The 16201-nt window shown below is 58.4% G+C and carries 14 protein-coding genes and 1 tRNA gene; 7 read left to right on the forward strand and 8 right to left on the reverse strand.

Translation table 11 applies throughout. The annotated features are described in order from the left end of the window. Nucleotides 1–52 precede the first annotated feature (52 nt). Entirely contained in the window at nucleotides 53–1300 is a 1248-nt protein-coding gene (locus EXN68_RS07890) for an AGE family epimerase/isomerase (protein WP_142840312.1), read from the forward strand. A gap of 144 nt (nucleotides 1301–1444) precedes the next feature. Here the strand turns inward: EXN68_RS07890 and EXN68_RS07895 are convergent, their stop codons facing one another. Then, nucleotides 1445–2005: a dual specificity protein phosphatase family protein gene (locus EXN68_RS07895; RefSeq protein ID WP_142840313.1), complete on the reverse strand. Its 561-nt coding sequence runs from the start codon at nucleotides 2003–2005 to the stop codon at nucleotides 1445–1447. Nucleotides 2006–2216: 211 nt separating this feature from the next. Beyond that, nucleotides 2217–2669 carry a hypothetical protein gene (locus tag EXN68_RS07900; RefSeq protein ID WP_142840314.1) on the reverse strand — a complete coding sequence of 151 codons (453 nt, stop codon included), beginning with the start codon at nucleotides 2667–2669 and terminating at the stop codon, nucleotides 2217–2219. 442 nt (nucleotides 2670–3111) lie between these two features. On the opposite strand from EXN68_RS07900, the gene EXN68_RS07905 reads away from it, so the two are divergent. Both EXN68_RS07905 and EXN68_RS07910 read left to right on the forward strand, forming a co-directional pair. Continuing rightward, complete coding sequence (locus tag EXN68_RS07905; protein WP_052818041.1) at nucleotides 3112–3744, forward strand: outer membrane protein; 633 nt, start codon at nucleotides 3112–3114, stop codon at nucleotides 3742–3744. 216 nt (nucleotides 3745–3960) lie between these two features. Continuing rightward, complete coding sequence (locus EXN68_RS07910; RefSeq protein WP_065113813.1) at nucleotides 3961–4332, forward strand: hypothetical protein; 372 nt, start codon at nucleotides 3961–3963, stop codon at nucleotides 4330–4332. A 160-nt stretch (nucleotides 4333–4492) separates the two neighbouring features. Here EXN68_RS07910 and EXN68_RS07915 read toward each other — a convergent pair. After that, nucleotides 4493–4568 (reverse strand) — tRNA-Ile (locus EXN68_RS07915). 181 nt (nucleotides 4569–4749) lie between these two features. On the opposite strand from EXN68_RS07915, the gene EXN68_RS07920 reads away from it, so the two are divergent. Further along, a complete protein-coding gene (locus EXN68_RS07920; RefSeq protein WP_142840316.1) occupies nucleotides 4750–5493 on the forward strand; it encodes an SIMPL domain-containing protein in 744 nt (247 codons plus the stop codon). A gap of 163 nt (nucleotides 5494–5656) precedes the next feature. On the opposite strand, the gene EXN68_RS07925 is transcribed toward EXN68_RS07920, so the two are convergent. Both EXN68_RS07925 and EXN68_RS07930 read right to left on the reverse strand, forming a co-directional pair. Then, a complete protein-coding gene (locus EXN68_RS07925; RefSeq protein WP_142840317.1) occupies nucleotides 5657–5998 on the reverse strand; it encodes a hypothetical protein in 342 nt (113 codons plus the stop codon). Nucleotides 5999–6147: 149 nt separating this feature from the next. Beyond that, nucleotides 6148–6570 carry a secondary thiamine-phosphate synthase enzyme YjbQ gene (locus tag EXN68_RS07930; RefSeq protein ID WP_142840318.1) on the reverse strand — a complete coding sequence of 141 codons (423 nt, stop codon included), beginning with the start codon at nucleotides 6568–6570 and terminating at the stop codon, nucleotides 6148–6150. A gap of 267 nt (nucleotides 6571–6837) precedes the next feature. Here EXN68_RS07930 and EXN68_RS07935 point away from each other — a divergent pair, with 267 nt between their 5' ends. Next, complete coding sequence (locus tag EXN68_RS07935) at nucleotides 6838–9390, forward strand: HWE histidine kinase domain-containing protein (protein ID WP_142840319.1); 2553 nt, start codon at nucleotides 6838–6840, stop codon at nucleotides 9388–9390. A 167-nt stretch (nucleotides 9391–9557) separates the two neighbouring features. Here EXN68_RS07935 and EXN68_RS07940 read toward each other — a convergent pair whose 3' ends face one another. The 3 genes from EXN68_RS07940 to dnaG all read right to left on the reverse strand — a co-directional run bounded on the left by EXN68_RS07940 (nucleotide 9558) and on the right by dnaG (nucleotide 15172). Further along, a complete protein-coding gene (locus EXN68_RS07940; protein ID WP_142840320.1) occupies nucleotides 9558–10481 on the reverse strand; it encodes a DUF930 domain-containing protein in 924 nt (307 codons plus the stop codon). Between the two features lie 257 nt (nucleotides 10482–10738). Beyond that, a complete protein-coding gene (gene rpoD / locus EXN68_RS07945; protein WP_142840321.1) occupies nucleotides 10739–12793 on the reverse strand; it encodes an RNA polymerase sigma factor RpoD in 2055 nt (684 codons plus the stop codon). A gap of 393 nt (nucleotides 12794–13186) precedes the next feature. Next, nucleotides 13187–15172, reverse strand: a complete 1986-nt coding sequence (dnaG, locus tag EXN68_RS07950; protein WP_142840322.1) for a DNA primase — start codon at nucleotides 15170–15172, stop codon at nucleotides 13187–13189. 174 nt (nucleotides 15173–15346) lie between these two features. Here dnaG and EXN68_RS07955 point away from each other — a divergent pair, with 174 nt between their 5' ends. Next, nucleotides 15347–15652, forward strand: coding sequence for a BrnT family toxin (locus EXN68_RS07955; protein WP_142840323.1), 306 nt, complete (start codon nucleotides 15347–15349; stop codon nucleotides 15650–15652). Between the two features lie 49 nt (nucleotides 15653–15701). After that, nucleotides 15702–15935, forward strand: coding sequence for a BrnA antitoxin family protein (locus tag EXN68_RS07960; RefSeq protein ID WP_309546932.1), 234 nt, complete (start codon nucleotides 15702–15704; stop codon nucleotides 15933–15935). The last annotated feature ends 266 nt before the right edge of the window (nucleotides 15936–16201 follow it).

Below are 16201 nucleotides of genomic sequence, written 5' to 3' on the forward strand. Positions count from 1 at the left end.
GTTTATACGGCAAGGATATAAGCCAATGCAGCAAACCGCATGGAGGACGAGAATGCCCGAGGAAGATCATAACAGCCGCAACTGGAACACCCTGCCCTGGCACCGCCAATGGCTGGTGAAACAGGCCGAGGGACTTTTCGATTTCTTCCAGTATCGCGCCGTGAATTCCGCCGGCGGCTTTTTCGACCTCGATCCCAAGGGCGCGCCGCTGCAGAAAGACGATCCAGTACGCGGCATCCACGCTTCGGCCCGCATGGTGCACTGCTTCTCCATCGGCCATCTACTCGGCCGGCCTGGCTGCGGCGATATCGTCGACCACGGCATGACCTATCTCTGGAACAAACACCGTGACAACGAGCATGGCGGTTATTTCTGGCAGGTGAACGATGCCGGCCCTGTCGACGCCACCAAGCAGGGTTATGGCCATGCCTTCGTGCTTCTGGCCGCCTCTTCCGCCAAGACCGTCGGGCATCCGCTGGCCGACCAGATGCTGGCCGATATTACCGAAGTGCTGGAAACCCGTTTCTGGGAAGAAAAACACGGCGCCATCGCCGAAGAATTCAACCGCGACTGGTCACCCATCGAGAATTACCGTGGCCAGAACTCCAACATGCACCTGACCGAAGCGCTGATGGCCGCCTATGAGGCGACAGGGGACAGCAACTATCTCACCAAGGCCGAACGCATCGCCGATCTTGTCATCCGCCGCCGCGCCGGCGAGCTGGACTTCCGGGTGCCGGAGCATTTCGACGAGAACTGGACGCTCGACAAGGCGTATCGCGGCAATGAAATGTTCCGCCCCTCCGGCTCCACCCCCGGCCACTGGCTGGAATGGGCACGCCTCATCCTGCAATTATGGATACTGGGCGAACGCCGCCACGACTGGATGCCGGTCGCCGCAAAATCGCTGTTCGTGCAATCCATGGCGCTGGGCTGGGACCGCGAAAAGGGCGGCTTCTTTTATACGCTCGACTGGGACGACAATCCCGACAAGCAGGCAAAACTCTGGTGGCCGATGTGCGAGGCGGCGGGTGCCGCCCACTTCCTCAATGAAAACCTGCCGGCGGACCCCTTCTATGAAGACAGCTACCGCCGCATCTGGAGCACCATCGCCAACAACTTCATCGACCATGACAATGGCGGCTGGCACGAGGAACTGACGGAAAATCTGGTTCCGGCGCATACGCTGTTCCCCGGCAAGGGCGATATCTACCACGCGCTGCAGGCCTGCCTCATTCCGCTTTTCCCGGCCACGGGAAGCCTGACGAAGGTGATTGCGGAAAACGGCGGGGATTATTGAGGCGTCAATACCTTCCATCATGCCGGCCCTAAGCCGGCATCCAGCCACGGTGTGTCGGCGCCGTGAAAAGAGTTTCTCACGATCAGGGACTTGGATAGTGCTGGACCCCGGATCAAGTCCGGGGTGACGGCCACTCGTTAAACCTCAGAAACCGATGGTTTCCTCGAAATCATCCCAGGACTGATACATCTCATATCTGCCGATACCGGGGATAGGCACATGCCCGTAATAGGGCGAGAGCTGGAATTCGGCCGCCGCCTCGCTCTTGCCGGCCACCGCTCCTACATAGATCGCCGAGGCAAGCCCCGTGCGGTTGGCACCGTGTTCGCAATGGATGAGGATCGGTTTTTCCGCATTCTGCAGCACGGCCACCAGCGTTTCCGCGTCTTCCGGCGAAAGCTTTTCGCTAGAACTCATCGGAAAATCGACCAGCCGGATACCGTTTTTCTTCGCCGCCTGGCTTTCGGCGTCATACCAGCCTTCACGCTTTTCATCACGCAGGTTGATGATGGTCTTGATGCCATAGGACTTGGCGTAGGCTGCTATGTCCTTGCCGCTCGGCTGGGCCGAACGATAAAGTTCGCCGGGGATGACCTCGTGGAAATTTCCGGTCAGCTGGCCGATACCCATATGCGCGCCCGCCAGAACCGGCAGGGCGACAAGGCCAATGGCCGTGATTTTCAAAAACTTCAAAACGATACGCAAAACATCAACCCGCGACATTCATCGGACGGGGGCGAGATGGCATCGCAAACCGGCGAAAACAAGTCCGGCACCGGCCAAACCAAGCATGGGCATGGCCGGTGGCTCGATGACAGCCCTCGCAGACCCGTTGCGCCGCAAGGGTTTACCGGTGGCTGCGCAACGGCGCGAAAATTCTCAAAATACCGTGATGACGGGAACCGCGCCCGGCCGCCTAGTCGAACTCCGCCGAAATAACGGTGACACGCCATTCCAGCCGCTGCGGTTCCACTCTTTCATTGTTGCGCAACCGGAAAGCCCGGCATGCGGCGAAAGTCTCCCCCGCCTCGATGCGTCTTTCGCTCACCTGATAGGGATCGAAGGCGACTGAAGCGCGGAAGGCGGGTTCAAACCCTTCGAGAGTATAGGTCAGGCGCTGCACGGCCACATCATTGTCGTTGCGGAAGCTGACGCGAATGGGCAAAGCCGGATCCGGGCAGGCCGCATCGAAACTGGCTGTCGCAATGACATGGCCGAGCCGCTGGCTGCCACGCCACCAGTCATAAATGACAAAGGCCGCTGTCGCCCCCCAGATCAGCAGCAGGCAGATGACGACGGGTTTGAGATGCCGCGGAAATGCAATGAGGACCAGCAGAAGAATGGCACTGAGAACGGCTCCGACGATCACGTCGCCCCTCCCTCATAAAAACAAACCCGCATGCGATGCTGCCCTCCCTTACCCATTTCCGTCCATGGCGACCCGGCGTGATAGCGACGTTTCAACCGCTCTCCACACCCTTTCCGATGTGAAGCGGCTGGAGCGGCGAAGCAGCGGTCCTGCCACGGACAGACACAACTCTATGGTCGTGCCCCACGCTGTCAAGACAACCAAGCGTGACACCGGACTGACAGTTCGCCGGGCCACTGACGGAAAGACAAAGGGAACCAAACGCCGCTGAGGACGTTCGCCGCATCAGAACAGCATGGCGGGGCGAGAAAAATCGCCGCGATCCGGGCACGACAGTCAAGAACACCGGAGGACATAGCGCCTCTTGGAATTGCCAGGCCCGAGACCATATTAAATGCGACTAATATATGCTATAGACGACAGTAGCTCAGGGAGTATAACGATGAAAACGCTGATCGTAACGTCACTTCTGGCCCTTTCCGCCAGCACCGCAATGGCTGCGGATGCCGTATACGAAACGCCGGCACCTCCGGTCGCGCAGGAAACCCTGCCGGTCTTCACCTGGTCTGGTCCTTATCTTGGTATTCAAGGCGGCGCGGGCTGGGCGAATGGCGATTTTTCGGCTGGCGGCCCCGTCGCTTCGGATAATTTCGATGGCGGCATTCTGGGTGCCTTTGCCGGTTATAATTACCAGTTCGACAATAATTTCGTCGTCGGCATCGAAGGTGACGTCGATTATAACTGGAACGACAATGACTATGCCGGTGTGCAGATCGGCACCGACTGGCAGGGCTCAGTCCGTGGCCGCGTCGGTTATGCCTTCGACCGCGCCCTGCTCTACGGCACGGCCGGCTGGACAGCCACACGTGGTTTCATCGAAACCCCCGGCGCCGGCAAGGACAGCACCACATTCAACGGCTTCACCGTTGGCGCGGGTCTTGATTACGCCTTCACCGACAATGTGTTCGGCCGGCTGGAATATCGCTACAACGATTATGGCGACAAGGACATTTTTGGCGTCAATACCGATTTCGACCAGCACACCGTCAAGGTGGGCCTCGGTGTGAAATTCTGATCCTGCCCGACCGGATCAAACATAAAAAAGCCCGGCTATTCGCCGGGCTTTTTCTTGACTGACAAAACAATGCCCGCCTCAACCCGCCGACTTTAGCGATGCCAAAAACATGAACCCCTGAACAACAAAACATTCACAAACCGTTCAGCAGACCCGTGCCATCATGCGGGCATAATGAGCCTCTATCTCCCAAGGCAGGCTTATGGAGTAGCCCCGATGAAAAAGATCATTCTTTCCACCCTTGCCGCGCTGGTCGCCACCGGCAGCGTCTTCGCATCCTACGGCACCGCTGCCGCGCAGGATTATCCCTATCGTCCGCGCTACGACCGTGGTTATGACCGTGGCGGCCCACCCCCACCGCCCTACCGCGAACACCGCCGCCACAATGATGGCGCCGCAATCGCCGGCGGCCTTGCCGCAGGCGTCATCGGCGGCCTGATCGGCGGCGCGATTGCCAACAGCAACAACGGCCCCCGCTACTACGAACCCCCGCCGCCGCCCCGCCCGCGCTGCTGGTTCGAAGACCGCCGCGTCCCCAATTCCTATGACGGCGGCTGGCATACGGAGAGCATGCGGGTCTGTAACTGACCGCATCGCTGAAAATTCGCTCTGGATGATCCGATCAGTCTGAATGGCTGGTCGGATTTTTTGTTGGATGGAGCAAAAGGTGTCGAAGGCGGCAATGATCAATGAAGCATCGCTAGCTGATGAGCGGAATCGCCAATTCATTCGAAATATGAAAGAAAAATGGTGGGCCTGGAGAGACTCGAACTCCCAACCAAGCGGTTATGAGCCGCCGGCTCTAACCATTGAGCTACAGGCCCTTATCGGAGCAAGGTGATCCGAAATACCGGTTTCGCAATGGTTCGAATCCGGTGGGTCACGCTCTAACGTAATTTTTATAGCCCGACAAGCCATTGATGCTTCCGCAAGGCACCGCCGCCGTATTAGCTACACAATCTAAGGCAATACCCTCCAAAGGGACACAATCAACGAGGAAACACCATGACGACAAAAAAGGCCCGCCTTTTCGCACTCACCGCTTTGACCGCAGCAGCAATGGTGCCGCTGGCCAGCCAGGTGCTTGCACAGGAAGCCAACCCGCGCGAAGCCACCATCAGTGTTTCCGGCGAAGGCCAGGCGGCCATTGCCCCTGATATGGCGATCCTGTCCTTCAGCGTCGTCAAGCAGGCGGAAACGGCGGCTGCGGCACTTACCGAGAATTCCAAGGCGCTCGCCGAGGTTCTGAAGGCGCTAAAAGAAGCCGCCATCGAAGATCGGGATCTGCAGACCAGCAATTTCTCGGTACAGCCGCTCTACAAGCATTATGAGCCCAAGGACGGCGTTTATGTTGCGCCTGAGATCACCGGCTATCAGGTTTCCAACGGCCTGACGGTGCGGGTGCGCGACCTGAAGAAGCTCGGCGCGATCCTCGATACCTCCGTCAAGCTTGGCATCAATCAGGGCGGCGATATCACCTTCACCAATGACAAGCCCGAAGCCACGGTTACCGAGGCCCGCAAACAGGCCGTGGCCGATGCGATCGCCAAGGCGAAGACGCTGACGGAAGCGGCAGGCGTGAAGCTCGGCCGCGTCATTCAGATCAGCGAAAACTCGCAGCGCCCGATGCCGATGCCAGCCGGCGCGATGCGCGCGTCGATGATGAAGGAAGCCGACAGCGTGCCGATCGCTTCGGGTGAGAACAATTACAGCGTGGTGGTCAACGTCACCTTCGCCCTCGAACAGTAAGAACACGTCAGGGGCGGCACCTGCGTGTCGCCTCCCGCCCGTTCTAAATCCGGCATCGGCCGGTTAAAAAAAGAAATGCCCCTCGCCTGCCTTTCCGGACAAGCGAGGGGCATTTTTTATCCATCCGGCGGACGGGGATGTCACCGGATCGATATTGTCCGCTTTAGCGGCGGATGACCGGGCAGCCACGCTCATTGGCAAAGACGATGCGGTCACGGCCCTGACGGTCGAAGCCTGCAACCACGACGCGGCGCGGCGATACGTCAACAACGCGGGCACGGCGAAGACCCATGCGGCTTGCCTTTTCTTCCGCAAAGCGCGGCGAGCAGCCAAAGCGCGGGCGATCGGGACGACCCCAGCCGCGGCCTCTGTCATGGCCATAGCCATCCTGAACCTGAACTCTGAACTGAACATCCGAGCCAGCCGAAGCCGCAGGAGCGGTGGCGGAGATGCCGCCGAAAGCAATGAGAGCGGCAAGGCCGGCTTTTGCAAAGGTGTTGAACATGAACTCACTCCATTTGTTCTTCGCCGGCAGGGAACGTCCCTCAGCGATTGAGGAGACCCTAGTTCCAGCCGTCTGAACATTAACAGAACCGCATGTTCAGCAGGGGTTCATGGTTATTAACGGCAAAACACCCATTCATGAATGGAAGATCAGGCGGAGATATGCAGCACGATTTCGCGGCGGTGCGGCCGGTCGCGGTGCTCGAAAAGATAGATCCCCTGCCAGGTGCCAAGCGCGAGCCTGCCCTGCCCGATCGGCACGCCGATCGAAACCGCCGTTAGGGCCGATTTGATGTGTGCAGGCATATCGTCAGGGCCTTCCAGTGTGTGGATGACCCAGCGCATTGAGGCATCGTCCGAAGGCGGCACGAGGCGGGAAAAGAACATCGAGAGATCACGCTGGACATCCGGATCGGCATTTTCCTGGATAAGCAGCGAGCAGGATGTATGCCGGACAAAGACTGTCAGCAAGCCTTCGTCCACACCGCTCCCTCTCACGAAACCCTTGGCTTCGGATGTGAACTCGTAGAGCCCCTGTCCTTGGGTGGCGATGGTTATTGTCTTCTGCGGCACATTTTTTTCTTTCAAACAGGCTGGAACAAAATCGGCACTGCGAACGTTACGCCATGTCAAATTCTATCCGATAGGGGTAGAGATAAAACAATAACGCGACGGCGGGCCGTAACAACTAACGGAAAAGCGACGTCACGGTTGCAAGAAAACGGGGAAGGGTTGGCAATATCAGAATGAATTATTCAGGCTTCCCCGTTCCTCGACGAACAGACTATTTTCAACACAAGACAAGTACCAAGCCGGGCACAGGGTGCGAAAGACTTCTTCATGGCATCCACTGACTATCAAGTCGACCTGACCAATTGCGATCGCGAACCCATCCACATTCCAGGTTATATTCAACCGCATGGCTGTCTAATCGCCTGCGACAATGCCCTGCGCATGGTTCTGCGGCATTCGGAAAACTGCCGCGACATTCTGGGCATCGAGGGCGATCTGAACGGCAGAACTGCCGAAGAAGTGCTCGGCAAGGACCTCGTCCACGATCTTCGCAACGCGCTGACTGTAACCGGCAGAACCACCCGCCCCGCCATGTTGCCCAACATGCAGATGAGCGATGGCCGCAGCTTCGATATTGCCCTGCACCGTTACAAATCCACCACCATCATCGAGTTCGAACCATCGCAAGGCGAAACGCAACCGCTTGGCACGGCGCGCAAGATGGTGGACCGCATCCGCGAGGCCGACAGCGTCGAAAGCCTGATTTCAAGAACGACCCGGCTGATAAAGGCGACTTTAGGTTATGACCGGGTGATGATCTACCGTTTTGAGGAAGACGGGGCCGGCAAGGTGGTGTCGGAGGCAAAACAGCCGGAACTGGAGAGCTTTCTCGGGCAATATTTTCCGGCGAGCGACATACCCCAGCAAGCCCGGGCGCTTTATCTCAAGAACACGCTGCGCATCATTTCCGATGCCAGCGGTGCACGCGTTGCCGTCCTGCCCGCTCTCGACGCCTCCGGTGAACCGCTCGATCTGTCCTTCGCGCATCTGCGCAGCGTCTCGCCCATCCATTGCGAATATCTTCGCAACATGGGTGTTGGCGCCTCCATGTCGATTTCGGTGATTGTCGATGGGGCGCTGTGGGGCCTCATCGCCTGTCACCATTATTCTCCGCGCGTTCTGACGATGCCGGTCCGGATCGCCGCCGAAATGTTCGGAGAATTTTTCTCCATGCATTTGCAGGTTCTGAAGCAGAAGCGCCGGCTCGATACCGTCAACCACGCCCATGCCGCACTTGACCGCTTCCTGCGGCTTGCCGCCCATCACGCCAATATCGAAGAATTGCTGATCGACAGTTTCCAGGATTTTGCCGAGCTGATGCCCTGCGATGGCGTCGGGCTCTGGGTTGGCAACAACTGGCACGGCCATGGCGCAACGCCGCCGCAGGATGCCATTCCAAGGCTGGCGCGCTTCGTCGCCTCGGCTTCCGAAAGTAAGGTCTGGGCCACCCATGCGCTGTCGCACGCCATACCGGAAGCGGAAATCTATGCCGGCACGGCCGCCGGGATGCTTGCCATTCCCTTGTCGCAGGTCAAGAACGACTATCTGCTGTTTTTCCGCAAGGAGATCGTTCAAAATCTGAACTGGGCCGGCAATCCCGAAAAATCCTATGAGACCGGCCCGTTGGGCGACCGCCTCACCCCCCGTAAGAGTTTCGCGATCTGGAAAGAAACCGTTCGCCTGCAGGCGCAGCCCTGGTCGGAAGCCGACCGGGAAATTGCCGAAGCGGCCAGAATTGCGCTTGTCGAGGTCGCCTTCCATCACAGCGAGCTGATGGCCGGCGAGAGGGAGCGCGCGGAAGTGCGCCAGCGCATGCTGAACGAGGAGCTTAATCACCGCGTCAAGAATGTTCTCGCCATCATCAAATCGCTGGTCGGCAACCCCTCGCAGGAGGGCAAGACGCTGCAGGAATATGTGAGCGCGCTGAAGGGCCGCATTCAGGCGCTGTCATTTGCCCATGACCAGATCATTCGCGGTGAAGGCGGCGGCGCGTTGCGCGATCTGCTGGAAGCTGAACTGTCGCCGCATCGCTCGCCGGAAACGACGGTGAAGCTTGCAGGTCCGCAGGTCACGCTCGATTCGCGCGCTTTCTCCGTCATGGCCTTGGTTCTGCATGAACTGGCAACGAATGCCGCCAAATACGGTGCGCTTTCGCAGACCGGCGGGCAGTTGCACGTAAACTGGGACGTCAACGAGAACGGCGATTGCGAAATCCAGTGGCGTGAAACCCTGCCAACCAAGCTGCCGACGCCGTCGCGCGCCGGTTTCGGCACGGCGCTCATCAGCCGCAGCATTCCCTACGATCTCGGTGGGCGCAGCACGATACGATATTTGCCGGACGGGCTGGAGGCGGACATTCTCCTGCCCTCCCGCCACGTTTCATCGGCCATGGCGGCCTCCACCGCAAAAACCGAGGAAGAAATCGTGCCGCAGGCCAGACGTTACAATCGGGAGGAACCGTTGAAGATATTGCTTGTCGAAGACCAGATGCTGATTGCCATGGATGTCGAAAACATGCTGGAAGACAACGGCATCAAGACGATCGAAACAGCAACCTCATCGGCGATGGCGATCGAAAAGCTGAAGAGCTACGTGCCTGACGTCGCCATTCTCGACATCAATCTCGGTTCCGACACCTCGATCCCCGTCGCCCGGGAACTTCACCGCCGCGGCATCCCCTTCCTCTTTGCCACCGGTTATGCGGATGGCAGCATGGTGCCGGATGAATTCGGGGCTGTGCCGGTGATCCGGAAGCCTTATGACGAGGATGCGTTGATGGCGGGTATCGGGCTGCTGGTGGGTGATCCGGAGAGGGTATAACGTCCTTAGCTCGCGAAACACTAGTGCCTTGCACTGCGTCATCCCTGGGCTTGTCCCAGGGATCTAAGCACATCAACAAAATCAATCGATTGCAGATCCTCGGGACAAGCCCGAGGGTGACGAAAGAGATGTTGGGCGTTTCACCGGCGACCTCAGAATCTGTGCCCTTACTGGAAACGCGTGAAGCCGCGCTTTTTCGCATCATCCGGGCTTACCGCATTGCCGATTTTAAACCGGAATTCCGTGACGGTATAATTCTCCAGATCAACCTCGCACTGGAACGATACATCGTGCCAGCTATTGCCGGTGTTGAATGCACCGCCCGAAGCATCGATCGAGTTCCCGGAGATCCTGCCACCGGTATCTGAAAAGGGTATCATGCCCCTGGCTGCAAAACCCGCACCCTGAATTTGGGCCAGGGCCTCCGTGCTGCAAAGCTGCACGACACGGCGACGCGGTGGAAGATCACCGAACATCTGACGTCTCTGGGCGGGAGAAAGCAGCGACGAGGAAAGCAGACTTTTGGCAGCAGGAAGTTTTGCGGGCTTTTCTTCCGCCACGTCAGCTGGCTTTTCCTCCGTGGGCTTTGCTTGCGGCACGGGTGCTTGATCCGGCTCAGCCTCTTGCTTGGCGGGCGAAACCGCAATCTCCCCCTGATCGGCGGAAGCCTGAAGGTCGCTATTGGCGGCAGCAGGCGCGGGCTTCTCCTCTGCCGTTTTTTCCGGCTGGCTTTCTGGTTGCTCGGAAGGCTCGGTCTTTTCCGCCTCTTCAGCTTTTCCCGGCTTGTCCTCAGGGTCGGACTGCGCCTCTTCCGGCCTCATGGCGATGGCGGGCAACGTTGCCGGCATGGGCGGCAAAGGTTTTGCTTCCTCTGCCGGCGGCGCTGGCGGTGGTGGCGGAGGCTGCGGCTTCTCCTCCTGCTTTGCCTCTTCCGCACCGGGCGGTTTGCCTTCCTCTGCCTTCTTCTCCTCAGGCGGCGACACCAGATCGACGCTGATGCTTTCCGGCTCCTGCGGTTCGGCTATCCGTTCCGGCAGTTCGAAAAGGAAGATCGCGACAACGGCAAGATGCAGCAGCACGGAGACGGGCACAGCCCAACCTCTCCACCGCCATTTTTCTGCCGAAACCTGTTCCATCTCATCGAACCTGAGCATTGCCTGTCAAAGCGGAACCGCCGTCACATCAGGACAATGCGTAAAAACAAAGGGATAAAGCATCTGGCTTTTCACAGAAAAACGGAGCGCTTTATTTTCACACATAAGGCTTGTCGCAGAGTTCGCCAGTGCGGGAAACAAAAAACCCGGCCAGAGGTGACTGACCGGGTTCAATTTTAAAGGAAGCGGAACGCTTAGCTGTCGAGGAAGCTGCGCAGCTTTCTGGAGCGGCTCGGATGCTTCAGCTTGCGCAGCGCCTTCGCTTCGATCTGACGAATACGTTCGCGCGTGACCGAGAACTGCTGGCCGACTTCTTCCAGCGTATGGTCGGTGTTCATGCCGATGCCGAAACGCATGCGCAGAACACGTTCTTCACGCGGCGTCAGTGACGCCAGAACGCGGGTCGTCGTCTCGCGCAGGTTCGCCTGAATGGCCGCGTCGATCGGCAGCAGCGCGTTCTTGTCTTCGATGAAGTCACCGAGATGCGAATCCTCTTCGTCACCCACGGGGGTTTCGAGCGAGATCGGCTCCTTGGCGATCTTCAGAACCTTGCGCACCTTTTCAAGCGGCATGGCCAGCTTCTCGGCCAGCTCTTCCGGGGTCGGCTCGCGGCCGATCTCGTGCAGCATCTGGCGCGAGGTGCGAACGATCTTGTTAATCGTTTCGATCATATGCACCGGAATACGGATCGTGCGGGCCTGGTCGGCGATCGAACGGGTGATCGCCTGCCTGATCCACCAGGTCGCATAGGTCGAGAACTTGTAACCGCGACGGTATTCGAACTTGTCGACCGCCTTCATCAGGCCGATATTGCCTTCCTGAATGAGATCGAGGAACTGCAGGCCACGGTTGGTGTATTTCTTCGCAATCGAGATCACCAGACGCAGGTTGGCCTCGACCATCTCCTTCTTGGCGATACGCGCTTCGCGCTCACCCTTCTGCACCATCGAAACGATGCGGCGGAACTCGGCGATGGAAATGCCGGTTTCCGTGGAGAGATTCTGGATTTCCTGACGGATTTCGCGGATCGTATTGCTTTCCTCGCGCGCGAATTCCTTCCAGCCGCGAGCGGCCAGATTGGCAATCGATTTCATCCAGTTCGGGTCGAGTTCCGCACCGTGATACTGCTCGAGGAAGCTGTCGCGTTTGACGCCGTAAGATTCGGCAAGGCGCAGCAGGCGGCCTTCATTCTGCATCAGGCGCTTGGAAATGTCGTAGAGCTGCTCGACGAGGCTATCGATGCGGTTCTGGTTCAGCGACAGCGACTTGACGGCCGTGATCAGCTGATCCTTCAGTTCCTTGTAGCGACGCTCCTGACCGGAGGACAGGGTGCCGGTGCAGGCCAGACGCGCCTCAACCTGCTGGTCCTGAAGCTTGCGCAGCTTCTTGTAGGTATCAGCGATGGTGTCGAGCGTTTCCATGACCTGCGGGCGCAGTTCGGCTTCCATCGCGGCAAGCGAAAGATTGGACTCGTCGTCGTCCTCTTCTTCCTCTTCCGGCGGCAGGCCATCGCCACCCACATCGGTCACGTCATCGTCGCCGCTCGGCGCACGCAGCTTGCGGGTCTTTTCCTTCTCCTCGGCAGCCTTGCGGTCCGCCTCGATCTTCTCCGGGCTCTGGAACTGCGGCGCAGCCTTGGCTTCCGGACCGGAATAGGTGGTTTCGAGATCGATGATCTCGCGCAGCAGCGTCGTGCCTTCGTTCAGTTCGTCGCGCCAGATGATCAGCGCCTGGAACGTCAGCGGGCTTTCGCACAGGCCCGAAATCATCGTTTCGCGGCCGGCCTCGATGCGCTTGGCGATGGCGATTTCGCCTTCGCGCGACAGAAGCTCGACCGAACCCATTTCGCGCAGATACATGCGTACCGGGTCATCGGTACGGTCGGTCGGTTCTTTCTTCTTGGCGGTCGCAAGTGCTGTGCCGCCGGAGGGCGCCAGTTCGCCGCCTTCGGAATCTTCCGATTCCGAATCGTCGCTTTCGGCCTCGCCAGACGCTTCCTCCGCATCCTCGTCCTCGATGACGTTGATGCCCATATCGGACAGCATCGCCATCGTGTCTTCGATCTGCTCGGAGGTCACCTCTTCGGACGGCAGGACGGAATTCAGCTCGTCCATCGTCACATAGCCGCGCTTCTTGGCGGCCTTGATCATTTTCTTGACCGCGTCATCCGAAAGATCGAGAAGCGGACCGTCCGTCGCACCGTCGCGTTCGTTTTCTGCTTCTTCGTTTTCTTTGACTTTGGTTGCCATCTATCTCGTCGCTTTCCCTGACGCTAACACCTGTTCCGCCGCATCGCCGTCCGCCCCTTGAGCATCCAGCGGTTTGCCGCGAATCACTGTCAGACACCTAACGGAGTGATCTTTAATTGCCGATTAACCACGGCAGCCTCAGGCAGAATGCAAAGACAGTGCACCCGGAAATGCTTGCTCATGCAATTTCTATCCGCCAAGGCTCATTCCACCTTACTTTTCCTGAAATGGTGATTCCCGCTATTTCCCGCCCCGTCAAGCCTTTGAGGGCGAGACAGCCACGGAAATTCTCAAAAAAGGCCGCATTTCACGGTTATCACCAGACTATCCCCTATTTAGGACGCTTGCCGCAAAAGGCAACCCCACACGTCTTTCAATTCTTGGCCAGCCCTTTCAGCCATGGCCGAAGGCCGGCCCCTTCACCCGGCCGGACATGACCCCGAAACCATCGATGATCGCCTCCTGATTTTCCATTCGGCCGATTTCAAGCTGCACCTCGGCCAATGCCCGCACCAGAAGCGTGCCGCGCTCGTCATCCGTCGCCTCGGCGATTTCCCGTTCCAGCTCCCGCTTCTGCCAGAGCAGGGATTTGGTTCGCTTGTGCAAGGAAAGCGCCTGCACATAACCTTCGCGCGCATCTTCCATCGCCGCCTGTTCAGTCGCCGTCCACAGGCGGGCATTGCGCACCTGCTGGTCCATCGTCTTCAACAGCGCCTCGAAGTCCTGCTGCGACAGGCGCTCTATCAGCCCTGCCCGCGATATCTCCGCCGCACTTTCCGCCGCATAGGTCAGCACTGTCGACCACAGGCGCTGCAGATCGCGGTTTTCATAATCGATGGCAGCGATCTCGTCATATTCCTCGAGCAGTAATTCGGGATGGTTGACGATGGTGATGGCAAGAACGCTTTCCCGGAGCGAGGGTTTGGTCTGATACCCTCTCACCAGACCCGATTGCGCCAACCGGTCCGAAATACTGCTGGCAGGCGCCGACATCGCCCCGCCCCGCCCCGGCGCATTGCGCTGGAAGCCGCGCCCGGCGCCCTGCCCGCCATCGCGACGGAAGTTCCCGCCCTGTTGCCCGCCCTGCTGAAAGCGCGGTTGGAAGAAGCCATTCAGCCTGTCGCGCATATCCTGCTGGTAAAAACGGCGCACCGTCTCGTCGCCGATCACGGAAACGATCTGTCTCAGACGGCTTTCAAGCTGGGCCCGCTTTTCGGGCGTATCAAAGGTAACGGCGGATGTTTCACGGCTCCAGACCATCGCGGCAAGCGGTTTGGCTTCAGAAAGCACCCGGTCGAAGGGCGCCCGCCCCTCCAGCCGCACGAGATCGTCCGGGTCTTTTCCGTCAGGCAAAAGCGCAAAGCTGACGGAGCGGTCGGGCTTGATATGCGGCAAAGCCAGATCGGCCGCACGGTTGGCGGCGCGAATGCCGGCGCCATCACCATCAAAGCAGAGGATCGGCTGCGGTGACATTTTCCAGAGGAGATCGAGCTGGCTTTCCGTCAGCGCCGTGCCGAGCGGCGCGACGGCGTTTTCGACACCGGCCTGATAAAGCGCGATGACATCCATATAGCCTTCAACGGCAATAACGGTGCCGCCGGCAGCCTGCGAGGCGCGGCGGGCGCGGGCAAAATTGTAAAGAACATTGCCCTTATGAAAAAGCTCGGTCTCGTTGGAATTCAGATATTTCGCCACCGCATCCGCCGCCATGGCGCGGCCGCCGAAAGCGATCACCTTTTCCCGCGACGACAGGATCGGGAACATGATGCGATCCCGGAACCGGTCGTAAGAAACCGGCACGTTCTCATGCACCACCAGCCCGCAGGCCTCCATCTGCTCGCGCGCCACACCCTTGCTGGCCAGATGTTCTTTGAGAGCATTACGGCTATCCGGCGCAAAGCCGAGCCTGAAAGTCTCGATGGTCCGTCCGGTCAACCCGCGATCGCGCAAATAAGCCCGCGCCCGCGCGCCAAGCGCCGTCTGCAACTGATCCTGAAAGAACAGCGTCGCCATTTCCATGACATCCTGCAGCGAGGTGCGCTCACGCTCACGCTTTTCCGCCTGCGGATCGGGCTGCGGCATGGAAATGCCGGCCATATCGGCAATCTGCTGCACGGCCTCGGGAAAACTCAAGCCCTCAAGGTCTGTCAAGAACCGGAAATGATCGCCGGAAACACCGCAACCGAAACAATGATACCGCCCCTTGCGGTCCTCACAATGGAAACTGGGGCTTTTTTCACCGTGAAACGGGCAGCAGGCCCAATAATCGCCCCGCGGCGTATTGGTCTTCTTCTTGTCCCAAGACACACGTCGACCGATCACATCGGAGATGTTCACGCGGTCGCGTATCTCATCGAGAAAAGAATTGGAAAAGCGCATGGGTTACCTGTTCGAGGCCAGTCTTTCATATAAGCGCATAAAGGCCGCAATACAAAATGGGTAGGTAAATAATACCCGATATTCACAGGCGGCATTGACATAAGTGTATATACAAAAGAATATACAGAAACGACGCATGAGTGCCCTAAAGCTGGAATCAGTTTCAGGTGGCTCATGGACATTGTGACAAGGGATTTCATATCCTTTGATTGGGATAAGAAAAAGCGGCTGATCAATATCGAAAAGCACGGTATCGATTTCGAGGATGCGGTCGAGGCGCTTTTTGAGCCACATATCGAAATACAGTCCGACCAAAATGGAGAGGTTCGCATACGCGCGGTTTGCCCGTTCATGGGGCGCCTTATAACCATCATTTATACGATGCGGGGCGAAACATGCCGGATCATATCGGCGCGAGCGGCACGGAAAAATGAGCAACAATCCTACCACGCGAATAACTTTGGAAGAAATACGCACTAAGCGCGCTCGCGGCGAAAAGAGCGAGACAGACTGGGTGCGAGTCGATGCCATGACCGACGAAGATATCGACCGCGCCATGCGCGACGATCCGGACTGGGCCGGCTTTGAAAACATAGACTGGTCAAAGGCCGAAGTGGTTTTCCCCACAGCCAAGCAATCGATTTCCATTCGCCTCGACCAGGATGTCGTCGATTTCTTCAAATCCACCGGCAAAGGCTATCAAACCCGCATGAATGCGGTGCTGCGCCACTATGTGCACGAGCAGAAAAAACGGCCGGGCTGAAACGTCTCGGGACGGATTGCCCGGATTCGGCGCAGAAGACGAGGATCATTTTCGAGCGAGTGGGAGACGGCAGGTCCCCATTGCGCCTGCTTCCGGCAAATTTATGGCAGTGCAACATCACCAAAAATTATGTTTTTGTAATTTGAGCGCCCCGTCGCGGCGGTGTAAAAACAAAACACAGTCAAAGGTAGTGCGTGAACATTTCCATAAATCTGCCGACGCCCACAGGCACGTCCCCCTAAAAAAGCCTGTGAGGACCGCATTTT

The organism is Martinezella rhizogenes, from assembly GCF_007002745.1.
Lineage (GTDB): Bacteria > Pseudomonadota > Alphaproteobacteria > Rhizobiales > Rhizobiaceae > Agrobacterium > Agrobacterium cucumeris.